Raw genomic sequence first — 14,126 nt, forward strand, 5'->3', positions numbered from 1 at the left:
CAGCACATCGGTCCGCAGAATGTGGACCACGGCACGAGCGAACGCTCATGTACCTATTACAATGCTAGTTCTTCCACCTGTTGACCTGCGCTGCCCTTGTCGCGGCCTGCCGGATCCAGGTGGCCCTACGGATCGGAGCCCGGCGTGACAAAGACCGCTACCAAAATCAGACCCAAGCCTGGGTATTTGAGCAAATCCATCGGCTTGCTCTCCTCCACTGCCCGGGCCAGCGGGATCGATCTGGGATCGGCCATGAAACAGGGAAAAATCACCGCCGTCGATTACGCACGAATGGTACACACCTGCAATTCATCGGATTGTGCCCTGAAATGCCAGAACTGGCGCCAATCCGAAGAAGGTCGGCGCGATCCGCCCCCGTTCTGTCCGAATCTTGATATCCTGGAGCGCCTCAAGTCCTGACAGCTCCGGTGAGGGAGGTCTTCTTGGGAAAAACCCTCGCCTCCGTTAACCAAATTTTGTGCTCTTTACTGTCATTGTCCGATCGTAGCGAAACCACTTCCGATCCGAGACATTGTCATGATGAAGATGAAAAACGTCCTAGCACGCATTGCATTTACCTTTGCAGCCAGCGCCGCCATGTCGGCAGACCTGCAGCCTGGCGATCCCATCTCGGCAAAGATCTTCCTGCAACTGCACAGCATTGAGAAGCTGGCCGGTCAGCTGACGCCCTTTGTCGCCGCGCCCGGTCGCGATTTCCGGGTCATCGATGGCGATTCCCTGGCCATGGGCGATCTCAATATCCGCCTGGCCGACATCGATGCGCCGCTCACCACCCAGCGCTGCAATACGCCGGACGGCAGCTATTGGGATTGCGCCGCAGTGGCCCGCCAGCGGGTCCGCACCATTGTAGATCAGGCGGACCAGGTTCAGTGCTTCAGCACGGAACAGGATGTCTACGGCCGCCATCTGGCCACCTGCGATGCCGATGGCGTCGATCTGGGTGCCCTGCTGGTCGAAGAAGGCCTGGCCTGGCCGCATCACAATCAGGGGCGCTATCTGCCCGAAGCCTCTGCCGCGCAGGCCAATGCCCGCGGCATCTGGCAGGCCGAAACGCCAACCCCCTGGGATCTGCAGGACGAGCGGGACTAAGTGCCCAGAACCTAGCGGAGCTGCCCCCCTCCCCTTCAATGACCTGCAACAGATGGGGCTCCCCCAAGGAGCCCCTAAAGTCTTCAGAGATGCAGGACTGCCCCCTGTCCATCGGACGCAGGTCCGGCGTTTCATCTAAAAAGGCCAGAAATCACCAAAGGCCGCGTCCGGCCAAAGCCTTGACCCAAAGCAACGATGATGGGGGGGAATGGTGGGTGATAAGAGATTTGAACTCCTGACATCTTCGATGTGAACGAAGCGCTCTACCACTGAGCTAATCACCCGTGAGACGGGGTATTACCGTCCGCGCTGTGGCTCTGCAAGAGGTCATCCGAAGAAAATTCGCATCGCACCGCATTTTCGTGGCTTTCGAGATCCTTCGCTGCAGTGCCTGCTTGGGTCCCTTCCCGTTCCGTGCCGGAACTGGGCTTGTCAGCGGGGCGTTCAATCCCTATCTGAGACAAAAGACATGTGGCTGACGCCGCATGAATCGGAGATTTTATGAAAGAGACCCGGGCATAAGCCCGTTCCCGGCGCAACGCTCCTGGAACGCAGAACTCAGCAAGGACACTCAAGGCATTGGCTGAGTGGCCCTTTGTTTTGCACTCTCATAAAATCGAGACTTCCATTGAATATCTCAAAATACGAGCAACGCGTGTTGCACGAACTCGCCCTGGGTGGGGCGATCCACTATGAACGCGGCGCAAACGGCAAGATCGGCAGCATCATCTGCTATACGCGCCAGGGTCATGTCCTGTCGGACTGCAGCCTGGACGTCTTCCAGCGCCTCAAGAAGCGGCGGTTCATCCAGTCGCGCAACGGGCAGCCGTATCGCGCCTCACGCCTTGGCATCAAGGCGGTGCGCGCGCAACTGAACCAACGATGATACGAAAGGATCGGACCATGGAAATGTCATCCCAGTTTGAAGGGCAGAAGGCCGATATCAGCGCACTTTTCAACGCCTCCTTCAGCCAGTCCGAAGGCGCAGAGGAAGGACAGTTGATCGCAAACCTGGTGACGGAGATCTTTGCCACCACGGCCGAGGAGGATCTTTATGTCTTCTCGGCCCTGGATCAGGACGCGGTCACTGCCTGCATCCTGTTTACCCGCATGACCTACGCAAATGACGGTCGCTGCGTGTTCCTGCTGTCTCCTGTGGCGGTGGCGACAGAGCATCAGGGCAAGGGGATCGGGCAAGACCTGCTGCGGCACGGGCTGAACCAGCTGAAAGACCGGGGTGTCGATGTGGTGCTGACCTATGGCGATATCAACTTCTACTCCAAGGTCGGCTTCAAACAGATCACAGAACGTGACGCCGCAGCCCCCCTGCCCCTGTCCTACCCGCATGGCTGGCTGGGGCAATCGCTGCGCGCACCTTCGCTAGAGCCGCTGATCGGCCCTGCCAGCTGTGTGTCAGCTTTCCAAAACCCGGATTTGTGGTAGGCATCCAAGCCAAAAGAAAAAGGGCGGCCCGATCAGGACCGCCCTTCTCTGTTTCCAAACGCCCCGTGCTTAATGCGCAGTCGGCGCAGCGGCTGCAGATTTCGCCTCCAGCGCAGCCTGGGCAGCGGCGGCCTCTTCGGCCTCCTCATCCCATTCAATCGGCTCGGGAGCCGAAACCAGCGCGTGTTTCAGCACTTCGGAGACATGGCTCACCGTGATGATCTCCAGACCTTCCTTCACGTTGTCAGGAATGTCCGGCAGATCCTTGGCGTTCTCCTCGGGGATGAGGACGGTCTTGATGCCGCCGCGCAGCGCCGCAAGCAGTTTCTCCTTGAGCCCGCCGATGGCCAGCGCATTGCCGCGCAGGGTGACCTCGCCGGTCATGGCGATGTCCTTGCGCACCGGAATTCCGGTCAGCACCGACACGATGGAGGTCACCATCGCGAGACCAGCCGAGGGGCCATCCTTGGGCGTGGCACCTTCGGGCACGTGCACGTGGATATCCCACTTGTCGAACTTGGGCGGCTTGATCCCCAGCTGCGGCGCAACCGAGCGCACGTAGGATGAGGCAGCCTCGATCGACTCCTTCATAACATCGCCCAGCTTACCGGTGGTCTTCATGCGGCCCTTGCCCGGCAGGCGCAGCGCCTCGATGGACAGAAGCTCACCGCCAACCGAGGTATAGGCAAGCCCGGTGACGACACCGACCTGATCTTCCTTCTCGGCCAGGCCGAAACGGTATTTCGGCACGCCGAGGAATTCGTCGAGATTGTCATGGGTGACCTTGACGCTCTCGGCTTCCTTCTTGACGATCTTGGTCAAGGATTTCCGAGCGACCTTGGCGATTTCGCGCTCCAGGTTCCGCACGCCCGCCTCGCGGGTGTAGGTACGGATGATATCGGTCAGCGCCTCGTCGGTCAGCTCGAACTCCTTGGCCTTCAGACCGTGGTTCTTCACTTGTTTGGTCACCAGGTGCTGCTTGGCGATCTCGCGCTTTTCGTCCTCGGTGTAACCCGACAGCGGGATGATTTCCATCCGGTCCAGAAGCGGACCCGGCATGTTGTAGCTGTTGGAGGTGGTCAGGAACATCACGTTCGAGAGGTCGTATTCCACCTCAAGATAGTGATCCACGAAGGTGGAGTTCTGTTCCGGATCCAGCACTTCCAGCATCGCCGAAGCCGGATCGCCACGGAAATCCTGGCCCATCTTGTCGATTTCATCGAGCAGGATCAGCGGATTGGTGGTCTTGGCCTTTTTCAGCGCCTGGATGATCTTGCCCGGCATCGAGCCGATATAGGTCCGGCGGTGACCGCGGATCTCGCTCTCATCACGCACGCCGCCAAGGCTGATGCGGATGAACTCACGGCCCGTTGCCTTGGCCACGGATTTACCGAGGCTGGTCTTACCCACACCCGGAGGGCCGACGAGGCAGAGGATCGGCCCCTTCAGCTTGGCCGAGCGCTGCTGCACGGCCAGATATTCGACGATGCGTTCCTTGACCTTCTCCAGCCCGTAGTGATCCTTGTCGAGGATGTCCTGCGCGCGCGCCAGATCCTTCTTCACGCGGGATTTGGTGCCCCACGGGATCGACAGCATCCAGTCGAGATAGTTGCGCACAACGGTGGCCTCGGCCGACATGGGCGACATGTTCTTGAGCTTCTTTAGCTCGGCATCGGCCTTTTCGCGCGCCTCTTTCGACAGCTTGGTCTCGGCGATTTTCTCTTCCAGCTCGGCCACTTCGCCCGAACCTTCCTCGCCGTCGCCCAGCTCCTTCTGAATGGCCTTCATTTGCTCATTCAGGTAATACTCGCGCTGGGTCTTCTCCATCTGCGATTTGACGCGGGTCTTGATCTTCTTCTCGACCTGCAGGACGGACATTTCGCCCTGCATGAGGCCATAGACCTTTTCCAGACGTTCGCTGACCGACAGGGTTTCCAAGAGTTCCTGCTTGCGGTCGACCTCGATGCCCAGATGACCGGCCACCAGATCCGCCAGCTTGGCCGGTTCGGTGGTCTCCCCCACGGCGCTCAGCGCCTCTTCGGGGATGTTCTTGCGCACCTTGGCATAGCGTTCGAATTCATCGCCCACGGTGCGCAGCAGCGCCTCTGTGGTGGTGACATCGCCCGGCATTTCGCTGATCAGCTCGGCCCGGGCTTCGAAATAGCTGTCGTTTTCCAGGAAATCGGTGATCTTCACCCGCTGCTGGCCTTCGACCAGCACCTTGACGGTGCCATCGGGCAGTTTCAGCAGCTGCAGCACATTGGCCAGAACACCAACCCGGTAGATGCCTTCCACCTCCGGATCGTCCTCGGAGGGATCGATCTGGCTGGACAGCAGGATCTGTTTGTCATCGGCCATCACCTCTTCCAAGGCACGCACCGATTTCTCCCGACCCACGAACAGCGGCACGATCATATGGGGGAATACCACGATGTCGCGCAACGGCAGTACGGGATAGGAAGAATTGAGTGGCTCTTGCATACTCGGTCCTTTTCTTTGGCAAGACGACCAGGCCCCAGGATAGGCAGCCGTCGTCGTCTCCTCTTGGAACTGTTACTTGGGTCGGCGTCCGGGTCTTTTCAACCACTGTTGCGCACGCGTGCCTCATTGTTTGGAGTGCACTTTGCCCGGCACGGCAAGGGACCACAAGGGCGCTTTTGGACTTAAGGCTACCAAATCATGACCATTGGGCACCTTGGCCTGCCGACGGTTGAACAATCGGCGGAGGAGCTCGTTAACAGGTTAGTGCAACATGGTTACCCATTCGTTAACCGAGCCATCCATTCACCGGGCCATTTGCCCCCCGTACCGGAGCGGAACACGCCCGTCACACAACGACCGCGCGCCAAGAAAAAAGCACCGGATCGCCCTCCGGTGCCTGGCCCGTCACCCCGGCGCCGCCCAGCGCTACCCTTTTGAAAAGGTGACCAAACGGTGCGAGAAATTGCCGTCGCTTTCTTCGATATGCAGAATGCCGCTCATGTGGCTTTCATCGACGATATAGAGCTCCATCCGCTGGCTTTGCGGCTGACCGGTCGCGGAAGGCACGTCGCTGTCGAACCCGACGGCAAGCATGTCAGAGGGAACGCAGGACGGAGGCCGACCCAAGGCCGCCTCGTCAATCAACACGGTCGCACCCTGAGGCAGATCATCCCGTCCCGCCACCGCTGCGGGCAGGCCAGCCAGGCGCGCGCCGCCCTCCAGCACCGTGAGCCTGTGTTCGCCGAGCGTGGCAAAATGCATCGTGAGCGCCCCGTCCTCGGACAGGATCGCAAGCGTCTGGCTTGCGCCCTGCGACAGCGGCAGCATCATGATCTGATTGCCGATCCTGCTGCTCATCTCGCCGGGTCCATACCGCATGGTCCAGCGCCCCTCGAAGGTCTTGAACAGGTCAGGGCCAAAGGCGTCGATCTTCAGGCCGCACCCGTTGAGCACATTGGCCTGCGCATTCCCGGCCAGACTGGCCAGGACCAAAAGGGCTGCCGCCACAGCTTTTCTCACTTCAGCTATCCTCGCACCTCAAACAACTCAGACAGCTAGGCCCGGATTTCCCCCTACATTCAAGGAGAAGGCCAGAGGCGTTTTCCCCTTCAGATCGGTTCGATATCCCCTTCAGCCCGCTGCGCGTGGAACTCGGCCTGCCAGGCGTCAAACGTACCGGCCGCGATGGCCTCGCGCATACCTGCCATGATCTCCTGGAAATAGTGCAGATTGTGCCAGGTCAAGAGCATGCCCGAGATCATCTCGTTGGCGCGGAAAACGTGGTGCAGATAGGCGCGCGAATAATGCGAACAGGCCGGGCAGCTGCACTGTTCATCCAGCGGGCGCGGGTCATCGGCATGGCGGGCGTTCTTGATATTGACCACGCCGCGGCGGGTAAAGACCTGGCCCGTGCGCCCCGAGCGCGACGGCAGCACGCAGTCCATCATGTCGATCCCGCGCGCCACGGCGCCGACGATATCATCGGGTTTGCCCACCCCCATCAGGTAGCGCGGCTTGTCCTGCGGCAGCATGTCCGGGGCGTAATCAAGGCAGCCGAACATCGCCTCCTGCCCCTCACCCACCGCAAGGCCGCCCACCGCATAGCCGTCGAAACCGATCCCTTTCAGCGCCTCGGCGCTTTCTTCGCGCAGGTCCTGCTCCAGCCCGCCCTGCATGATCCCGAACAGCGCATGACCGGGACGATCCCCGAAGGCCTCTTTCGAGCGCTCCGCCCAGCGCATCGACAGGCGCATGCTTTCGGCGATGCGGTCGCGGTCCGCAGGCAGGGCCGGGCATTCGTCGAAACACATGACGATATCGCTGCCCAAAAGGCGCTGGATCTCCATCGAGCGTTCCGGAGTCAGCTCATGCTTGGAGCCATCGATATGGCTTTTGAAGGTGACGCCCTTTTCCGTCAGCTTGCGCAAGCCCGCCAGCGACATCACCTGGAACCCACCGCTGTCGGTCAGGATGGGGCGCTGCCAATTCATGAACTTGTGCAAACCGCCCAGCCGGTCGATGCGTTCGGCGGTGGGCCGCAGCATCAGGTGGTAGGTATTGCCGAGCAGGATATCGGCGCCAGTTTCGCGCACGCTCTCGGGCATCATCGCCTTCACGGTTGCGGCGGTGCCCACGGGCATGAAGGCCGGGGTGCGGATCTCGCCGCGCGGCGTGTTGATCACCCCCGTGCGTGCCTTTCCGTCGGTTGCCTTCAGTTCGAAGTTGAAAAGCTCAGCCATCTCGTATTCCTGCCGTTACCATGACACCGGGAATGCCGGTGATTCCCCCTAATGCCAAGGAGACCCCCTCATGTCCACAGACGACACGAGCCCCAAACTGACCCTCGGGTGGGAGGAATGGGTGAGCCTGCCGGGCCTGGGGCTGCCTGCGATGAAGGCCAAGGTGGATACCGGGGCACGCACATCCTCCCTTCATGCGACCGAGATCGAGACCTTCGGCCCGGCCGCGGCACCGAAAGTACGCTTTACCGTGCACCCCATCCCCGGCGAAGAGGGGCTTCTGATCCCCTGCTCGGCCCAGATCGTCGACCGGCGCGAGGTGATCTCGTCGAATGGCGAAAGCGAGATGCGCTATGTCATTGCCACCGACCTCTCCGTCGCTGGGCAAAGCTGGCCAATCGAGATCACCCTGACGGACCGGCGCGGCATGGCTTCGCACATGCTGCTGGGGCGGCAGGCGCTTGGGGAACAGATCGCCGTCAACCCATCGGAACGCTTCTGCCAGCCGGAACTGGATTACTCCGTCTATGCCTCCACGAAAATCCGCAAGACCGCCCCCAAGCGGGTGCTGCGCATTGCCGTGCTCAGCCGCGAGGACAACTACTCCACCCGCCGCCTGGTGGAAGAGGGCGAGAAACGCGGCCACACGGTGGAGGTGATCGACACCACCCGCTGCTACATGGACATCAACGCCCTGGCCCCCGAGGTGCATTACGACGGCAAGCGCCTGCCGCGTTATGATGCGGTGATCCCGCGCATCGGCGCCTCGATCACCCAATATGGCACCGCCCTGCTGCGCCAGTTCGAAACCCTTGGCACCTTTTGCGTCAACGGCAGCGCGGGCATCACCGCCAGCCGCGACAAGCTGCACGCCCATCAGGTGCTGGCGCGCCAGAAGATCGGCATGCCCGCCACCGCCTTTGCTGCCTCGCCCAAGGACACCAAGAACCTGATCGACATCGTCGGCGGCGCACCGCTGATCGTCAAACTGCTGGAAAGCACCCAGGGCAAGGGCGTGGTGCTGGCCGAGACCAAGAAGGCGGCGGAATCCGTGATCACCGCCTTTCGCGGCCTCAAGGCCAACTTCCTGGTGCAGCAATTCGTGAAAGAGGCAGGTGGCGAGGATATCCGCTGCCTCGTCGTGGGCTCCAAGGTGGTTGCGGCGATGAAACGCTCGGGCGCCGAGGGCGATTTCCGCTCTAACCTGCACCTGGGCGGCAGCGCGGTCGCGGTGCGCATCAGCAAGGAAGAGCGCGCAACGGCCGTGAAGGCCGCCAAGGCATTCGGCCTCAACGTCGCAGGCGTGGATCTGTTGCGCTCGGAAACCGGGCCCAAGGTGCTGGAGGTCAACTCCTCTCCCGGTCTGGAAGGGATCGAGCGCACTTCGAAAAAGAACATCGCCGCGCTGATCCATGACGAGATCGAAACCAACGTGCGCCCTGCCCCTTTGCGCCTGCGCAGGCCCGCCACCAGCCGCGGCTAGCAGGGCAGCATGGGCGCGGGGCTTGACCCGGCGCCCCCGGACCCCGATCTTATGGTAAGATTTCAAACAGGATTTTGACCATGAGCGAAGACCAGATCATCTCCCTGCTGTCCGGCAGCCTCCTTTACATTCTCGGGGCGGTCTTCCTGATCGTCGTGATCCTCAAGGGCGTGCGGATCGTGCCGCAGTCCGAAAAATTCGTGGTCGAACGCTTTGGCCGCCTGCAGGCCGTGCTGGGGCCGGGCATCAACTTTATCATCCCCTTCCTAGATGTGGTGCGCCACAAGGTCTCGATCCTGGAACGCCAGCTGCCCAATGCCACCCAGGACGCCATCACCAAGGACAACGTGCTGGTGCAGATCGATACCTCGGTCTTCTACCGCATCCTGGAACCGGAAAAGACCGTCTACCGCATCCGCGACGTGGATGGCGCCATTGCCACCACCGTGGCGGGCATCGTGCGCGCCGAGATCGGCAAGATGGACCTGGATGAGGTCCAGTCCAACCGCGCGCAATTGATTGCCCAGATCCAGAAAAGTGTCGAAAGTGCTGTGGACGACTGGGGGATCGAGGTGACCCGCGCCGAGATCCTGGATGTGAACCTCGACCAGGCGACCCGCGATGCGATGCTGCAGCAGCTCAATGCCGAACGCGCCCGCCGCGCCCAGGTGACCGAGGCAGAGGGGCAGAAACGCGCCGTGGAACTCGCCGCCGATGCCGAGCTTTACGCCGCCGAACAGACAGCCAAGGCCCGCCGTATCGAGGCCGAGGCCGAAGCCTATGCGACCGAGGTCGTGGCCAAGGCGATCGCCCAGAACGGGATCGAGGCGGCGCAATATCAGGTCGCCCTGAAACAGGTTGAGGCGCTCAACACCCTGGGCGCGGGCAGCGGCAAGCAGACCATCCTGGTCCCCGCACAGGCGCTGGAGGCCTTTGGCGATGCCTTCAAGATGCTGAAAGGGGGCAAATGATGGCGGTCCCCTTCTGGGCGCTCTGGTGGGTCTGGTGCGCCGCGGCCCTTGCCCTTGGCATCCTTGAAGTGCTGGCGCCTGGGTTCGTCTTCCTCGGCTTTGCCGCCGGTTCGCTGGGCGTCGGGGTGCTATTGCTGACCCTCGGCGGCCAGACCTTCGGGTTGCCCGCGCTGATCTTCATCTTCGCCGCCCTATCCTTGGTCGCCTGGCTCATCCTGCGCCGCGCCTTCGCCCTGCCCCGCGGCCAGGTGAAGACCTTCGAGACGGATATCAACGACTAGGCCGGCAATCCTCTGCCCCAGGCAGCATCCATCCTTCTATGGAGCAACGCTCCTGTCCTGGGGGCGCTCTGACCATTTGCTTGGAACCACCAATGACCAACGGCCCCGAAACAACGGTTTCATTTGAGCGCAGCACACGCCGCATGCTCAACATGGTACTATTGGGCTGTTTATTCTGCTTTGTAGGATACCAACTTACGCAAGACTGGGCTGTTGCACAGAGGGGCGCCTATGCTGCTGTTGTCGGCTGGCTTGGGCTGGCCGTCTTCGGCACGTTCCTGACGGCTATCGTGTACCGCTGGATCCGATTGCCAAAAACCATCTTGGAGCTTTCCGCGACAGGTTTTCTGGATCGGCGATTGTCGAACAAAGTGATCCCTTGGCGTGACATTGCCGGGATTTCACAAAAAACGGTCAGAGGCCAGGCATCATTGGGACTGAAGGTGACAGAGGAAGGAATGCAACAGCTTCGCCGCAACCTACCTTGGCCGACCCAAATCAGGCTGAGTATTGGCCCGGAGAGAGACACCTTGTGGGTTTCAATCGTCGAATTTGACGCGTCCTTTGACGACCTATGGGCATGCACGACCCGCTTTCTTCAAGAACACAATCCCAGCGCCCTGCCGGAGCCGTCACCTCCTTCTGGGCAATGACGTTTTCACCGGACGGCCTTGAGCCCCTCAACGGCGTTCAATCCGCCCGGTCACGACCAGAGTTTTCCACCCCACTGGACGCCCTCCCCACAGTTCCCTATATAATCGGTCGGATAACCAGTCAGGGACCGATATGACCAACGCTTCCGAACCTCTTGAAGGGACGCCGCTGATCGCGCCGTCTTCCGTTTCCCATCCGCTTTATGATGCGGTGGCTGACGCATGCCGTAGCGTCTATGACCCTGAAATCCCTGTCAATATCTATGAACTTGGCCTGATCTACACCATCGACATCAATGATGAGAACGACGTGAAGATCATCATGACCCTGACCGCGCCGGGCTGTCCCGTCGCCGGTGAGATGCCGGGCTGGATCGTCGATGCGATCTCGCCTGTGCCGGGGGTGAAATCCGTCGATGTCGAACTCACCTGGGAGCCGCCCTGGGGCATGGAGATGATGTCGGACGAGGCGCGCCTGGAACTGGGCTTTATGTAAGCCCGGCCCATCGGGGCAGTTTCACATTTCTTTCACCAGATCGCGGCGCAGGTGTTACCCGGCGCCGCGATCTGTCATTTCAAAGCCATTTTCAGGAGAACTCCATTGCGCAAAGCCCTTGCCCTGCCCGCCCTTTTTCTGGCGCTGACCACGACCGAGGCCGCTGCCACGGACATCGGTCTCACCTACGGGCCGCGCCCGGCCTATCTGATCGACAAGCTGCCCGAAGGCGCGCTGAAGGAAAAACTGCAGTCCTGCGCCGCGCAACGGCCGCAACGCACGGATTTCTCCATCGGCCACCGCGGCGCGCCGCTCCTGTTCCCGGAACACACGGTCGAAAGCAACATGGCCGCCGCGCAGATGGGTGCGGGGATCCTGGAATGCGATGTGACCTTTACCAAGGATCTGGAACTGGTCTGCCGCCACGCGCAGAACGATCTGCACACCACCACCAATATCCTCACCACCGATCTGGCCGAGACCTGTATCACCCCCTTTTCCCCGGCAGGCGGCGGGGAGGATGCCAAGGCCGAGTGCCGCACCTCCGAGATCACCCTGGACGAGTTCCGCAGCCTCACCCCCAAGATGGACAGCCGCGACAAGAGCGCCACGACGCCCGAAGCCTATCAGGGCGGCACGGCGCCCTGGCGCAGCACGCTTTACGTGGATGGCGCGCGCAGCATGACCCATGCGGAGTCCATCACGCTGTTCCGCTCCCTTGGCGCCAAGTTCACGCCCGAGCTGAAGGCCCCCGCCGTGACCATGCCCTTCAACGGCTTCACCCAGGCGGATTACGCGCAGAAACTGGTGGATGACTATGAATCCGCCGGTGTGCCTGCCTCAGACGTCTGGCTGCAAAGCTTTGACCTTAGCGATATTCTCTACTGGATCGAGAACGAGCCTGCCTTCGGTGCCCAGGCGGTCTATCTGGATGATCGCTATTCGAAATCCGACGCGGATGAGGGCAAGGTGGATCCCTCCAACCCGGCGACGTTCAAGCCTTCTATGCAAGAGCTGGCCGCGATGGGCGTGAACTATATCGCGCCGCCGATCTGGATGCTGCTGGCGCTGGAAGACGGGCAAATGGTGCCCTCCCCCTATGCCATCAAGGCGCAAGAAGCCGGGCTCAAGATCATCGCCTGGTCGATGGAGCGCTCTGGCCCGCTGACGAATGGCGGCGGCTGGTACTATAAATCGGTGCGGTCGGCGATCTCGGATGCCTCGGCCTATTACCAGGTGCTGGACGTGCTGGCACAGGACGTGGGCGTTGTCGGCGTCTTTTCCGACTGGCCCGCGACGGTGACCTATTACGCCAACTGCATGGGGCTATAGGGTTTGCACAGGGGTCTGTGCGGCATAAGCAACTCCCTCCCCCTTGAGCCTGACCTTCAGCGGCCTTAGATTATGAGCAACGCGCGAAACTGGAGACGCAAATGTTCGGTATCCCCGGCAAACAGGCCGTGACCATCACCCCCAAGGCAGCGGCGCAGATTTCGAAACTGATGCAGAGCGCGGGCCATGCAGGCCTGCGCATCGGCGTCAAGAAGGGCGGCTGCGCGGGCATGGAATACACCATGGAATACGTGGATGACGCCGACCCCAATGACGAAGTCGTGGAACAGGACGGTGCCCGGGTGATGATCGCCCCAATGGCGCAGATGTTCCTCTTTGGCACCGAGATCGACTATGAAACCACGCTCTTGGAAAGCGGGTTCAAGTTCAACAACCCCAATGTCTCCGAGGCCTGCGGCTGCGGCGAGTCGATCAGCTTCAAGGACATGCCGGGCGCCTGAACCGGGTCCTCACTGTCATTCTTCATGGGGCGGCCTTGGCCGCCCTTTTCTGTGCCCGGCGCCCCAGCGGCAGCTTGCACAATTGCCCCGCCTGACGCTGAGTGATACCACGGCGCCAAAGCAACAACGGGGACGCGACACATGCGGCAGAAACTGGCAGCGGGAAACTGGAAGATGAACGGCACCGGGGATGCCCTGGCCGAGCTGGAAGCCATGGCAGGCAGCCACCCCGCCCCCAAGGGCACCGATATCCTGATCTGCCCCCCCGCAACGCTGCTCTATCGCGCGGCCCAGGTTGCCAAAGGCACGGCCATCGCGGTCGGCGGCCAGGATTGCCACGCGGCAGCCTCTGGCGCGCATACCGGGGATCTTGCGGCGCAGATGCTGGTGGATGCGGGCGCGACGGCGGTGATCCTTGGCCATTCCGAGCGTCGCGCGGACTACGCTGAGACAGATGCGGGCGTACGCGCCAAGACCGAAGCCGCCATCGCCGCCGGGCTCATAGCCGTGGTCTGCCTGGGCGAAACCCTGGAAGAACGCGAGGCGGGTGAAACCCTGGCCGTGGTGGGCCGCCAGCTGAAAGGCTCCCTGCCGGATGGTGTTGCCGGCGACACATTGGTGGTGGCCTATGAACCCGTCTGGGCCATCGGCACCGGCAAGGTCCCGACCCTGGAGCAGATCGCCGAGGTCCACGATTTCCTGCGCGCCGAACTGGCCGCGCGCTTTGGCGCAGAGACCGCCGAGGGCATCCGCCTGCTTTATGGCGGTTCGGTCAAACCCGGCAATGCGGCAGACATCTTTGCCGTTTCCAACGTGGATGGCGCCCTGGTGGGCGGCGCCAGCCTGACAGCGGCGGATTTCTCCCCGATCATCGCGGCGCTGGAATCCTCCTGACGCCGCAAACAACCCGAAGCTGAGACCACAGGCCCGGCCCGTCAGGCGCCGGGTCTTTTACTACAGGCGCAGGAAAAAGGCGCCCCGGTTGCCCGGAGCGCCCCACTGGTACCAAGATACTTGCGAAACCCTAGTTGGTTATGATTTCCGGCCCCATCAACGCATTGGGGATCATCGTGCTGAGCGCCGGAATATAGGTCACCATGTCAACGGCGGAGTAAAATTCGGCCATTGTGGCGGAGCAAAAGTCGGCCAGTTTGGGGCGAGCGCCTTGGAGCGTG

The 14,126-nt window shown here is 61.5% G+C and carries 15 protein-coding genes and 1 tRNA gene; 12 read left to right on the forward strand and 4 right to left on the reverse strand.

Annotated elements, in window-relative coordinates; all coding sequences use genetic code 11:
• The first annotated feature begins 144 nt into the window (after positions 1–144).
• Together PXK01_RS21995 and PXK01_RS13515 are read left to right on the forward strand one after the other, a co-directional pair.
• Positions 145–420, forward strand: coding sequence for a DUF6455 family protein (locus PXK01_RS21995; protein WP_446728453.1), 276 nt, complete (start codon positions 145–147; stop codon positions 418–420).
• A 117-nt stretch (positions 421–537) separates the two neighbouring features.
• Positions 538–1,110, forward strand: a complete 573-nt coding sequence (locus PXK01_RS13515; protein ID WP_274848957.1) for a thermonuclease family protein — start codon at positions 538–540, stop codon at positions 1,108–1,110.
• A gap of 209 nt (positions 1,111–1,319) precedes the next feature.
• Here the strand turns inward: PXK01_RS13515 and PXK01_RS13520 are convergent.
• Positions 1,320–1,394: transfer RNA gene (locus PXK01_RS13520), tRNA-Val, on the reverse strand.
• A gap of 344 nt (positions 1,395–1,738) precedes the next feature.
• Here PXK01_RS13520 and PXK01_RS13525 point away from each other — a divergent pair.
• The gene (locus tag PXK01_RS13525; RefSeq protein ID WP_274848956.1) at positions 1,739–1,996 is read left to right on the forward strand and encodes a YjhX family toxin; all 258 of its coding nucleotides are present in this window, start codon (positions 1,739–1,741) and stop codon (positions 1,994–1,996) included.
• 17 nt (positions 1,997–2,013) lie between these two features.
• Complete coding sequence (locus tag PXK01_RS13530) at positions 2,014–2,553, forward strand: GNAT family N-acetyltransferase (protein ID WP_274860478.1); 540 nt, start codon at positions 2,014–2,016, stop codon at positions 2,551–2,553.
• Between the two features lie 69 nt (positions 2,554–2,622).
• On the opposite strand, the gene lon is transcribed toward PXK01_RS13530, so the two are convergent.
• The 3 genes from lon to tgt form a co-directional block, all read right to left on the reverse strand.
• On the reverse strand, positions 2,623–5,034 hold the full coding sequence (gene lon, locus PXK01_RS13535; RefSeq protein ID WP_274860480.1) for an endopeptidase La: 2,412 nt from the start codon (positions 5,032–5,034) through the stop codon (positions 2,623–2,625).
• Between the two features lie 426 nt (positions 5,035–5,460).
• Positions 5,461–6,054 carry a hypothetical protein gene (locus PXK01_RS13540; protein ID WP_274860481.1) on the reverse strand — a complete coding sequence of 198 codons (594 nt, stop codon included), beginning with the start codon at positions 6,052–6,054 and terminating at the stop codon, positions 5,461–5,463.
• 89 nt (positions 6,055–6,143) lie between these two features.
• Positions 6,144–7,274 (reverse strand): tRNA guanosine(34) transglycosylase Tgt, encoded by a 1,131-nt coding sequence (gene tgt / locus PXK01_RS13545; RefSeq protein WP_274860482.1) that lies wholly within the window; start codon positions 7,272–7,274, stop codon positions 6,144–6,146.
• 70 nt (positions 7,275–7,344) lie between these two features.
• Here tgt and rimK point away from each other — a divergent pair, with 70 nt between their 5' ends.
• From rimK to tpiA, 8 genes are all read left to right on the forward strand, one after another.
• Entirely contained in the window at positions 7,345–8,757 is a 1,413-nt protein-coding gene (rimK, locus tag PXK01_RS13550) for a 30S ribosomal protein S6--L-glutamate ligase (RefSeq protein WP_274848951.1), read from the forward strand.
• A gap of 80 nt (positions 8,758–8,837) precedes the next feature.
• A complete protein-coding gene (locus PXK01_RS13555) occupies positions 8,838–9,728 on the forward strand; it encodes an SPFH domain-containing protein (RefSeq protein WP_274860483.1) in 891 nt (296 codons plus the stop codon).
• Positions 9,728–10,009, forward strand: coding sequence for an NfeD family protein (locus PXK01_RS13560; RefSeq protein ID WP_274860485.1), 282 nt, complete (start codon positions 9,728–9,730; stop codon positions 10,007–10,009). Before PXK01_RS13555 ends, PXK01_RS13560 begins: the two co-directional genes overlap by 1 nt.
• Positions 10,010–10,101: 92 nt before the next feature.
• On the forward strand, positions 10,102–10,662 hold the full coding sequence (locus PXK01_RS13565; RefSeq protein ID WP_274848295.1) for an STM3941 family protein: 561 nt from the start codon (positions 10,102–10,104) through the stop codon (positions 10,660–10,662).
• 133 nt (positions 10,663–10,795) lie between these two features.
• A complete protein-coding gene (locus PXK01_RS13570; RefSeq protein WP_274848294.1) occupies positions 10,796–11,158 on the forward strand; it encodes an SUF system Fe-S cluster assembly protein in 363 nt (120 codons plus the stop codon).
• A 105-nt stretch (positions 11,159–11,263) separates the two neighbouring features.
• Positions 11,264–12,490, forward strand: a complete 1,227-nt coding sequence (locus PXK01_RS13575; protein WP_446728454.1) for a glycerophosphodiester phosphodiesterase family protein — start codon at positions 11,264–11,266, stop codon at positions 12,488–12,490.
• Between the two features lie 101 nt (positions 12,491–12,591).
• Complete coding sequence (locus PXK01_RS13580; protein WP_274848293.1) at positions 12,592–12,951, forward strand: HesB/IscA family protein; 360 nt, start codon at positions 12,592–12,594, stop codon at positions 12,949–12,951.
• Between the two features lie 141 nt (positions 12,952–13,092).
• Positions 13,093–13,845: a triose-phosphate isomerase gene (gene tpiA / locus PXK01_RS13585; RefSeq protein ID WP_274860486.1), complete on the forward strand. Its 753-nt coding sequence runs from the start codon at positions 13,093–13,095 to the stop codon at positions 13,843–13,845.
• Positions 13,846–14,126: the final 281 nt, after the last annotated feature.

The organism is Phaeobacter sp. PT47_59 (assembly GCF_028890025.1).
In the GTDB taxonomy this organism is placed as follows: domain Bacteria; phylum Pseudomonadota; class Alphaproteobacteria; order Rhodobacterales; family Rhodobacteraceae; genus Phycobacter.

Excerpts from the sequence above, each read along its gene's own strand:
- PXK01_RS13515 (WP_274848957.1), top strand. The coding sequence starts at position 538 with ATGATGAAGATGAAAAACGTCCTAGCACGCATTGCATTTACCTTTGCA.
- PXK01_RS13530 (WP_274860478.1), top strand. The coding sequence starts at position 2,014 with ATGGAAATGTCATCCCAGTTTGAAGGGCAGAAGGCCGATATCAGCGCA.
- lon (WP_274860480.1), bottom strand. The coding sequence starts at position 5,034 with ATGCAAGAGCCACTCAATTCTTCCTATCCCGTACTGCCGTTGCGCGAC.
- tgt (WP_274860482.1), bottom strand. The coding sequence starts at position 7,274 with ATGGCTGAGCTTTTCAACTTCGAACTGAAGGCAACCGACGGAAAGGCA.
- rimK (WP_274848951.1), top strand. The coding sequence starts at position 7,345 with ATGTCCACAGACGACACGAGCCCCAAACTGACCCTCGGGTGGGAGGAA.
- PXK01_RS13555 (WP_274860483.1), top strand. The coding sequence starts at position 8,838 with ATGAGCGAAGACCAGATCATCTCCCTGCTGTCCGGCAGCCTCCTTTAC.
- PXK01_RS13560 (WP_274860485.1), top strand. The coding sequence starts at position 9,728 with ATGGCGGTCCCCTTCTGGGCGCTCTGGTGGGTCTGGTGCGCCGCGGCC.
- PXK01_RS13565 (WP_274848295.1), top strand. The coding sequence starts at position 10,102 with ATGACCAACGGCCCCGAAACAACGGTTTCATTTGAGCGCAGCACACGC.
- PXK01_RS13570 (WP_274848294.1), top strand. The coding sequence starts at position 10,796 with ATGACCAACGCTTCCGAACCTCTTGAAGGGACGCCGCTGATCGCGCCG.
- PXK01_RS13580 (WP_274848293.1), top strand. The coding sequence starts at position 12,592 with ATGTTCGGTATCCCCGGCAAACAGGCCGTGACCATCACCCCCAAGGCA.
- tpiA (WP_274860486.1), top strand. The coding sequence starts at position 13,093 with ATGCGGCAGAAACTGGCAGCGGGAAACTGGAAGATGAACGGCACCGGG.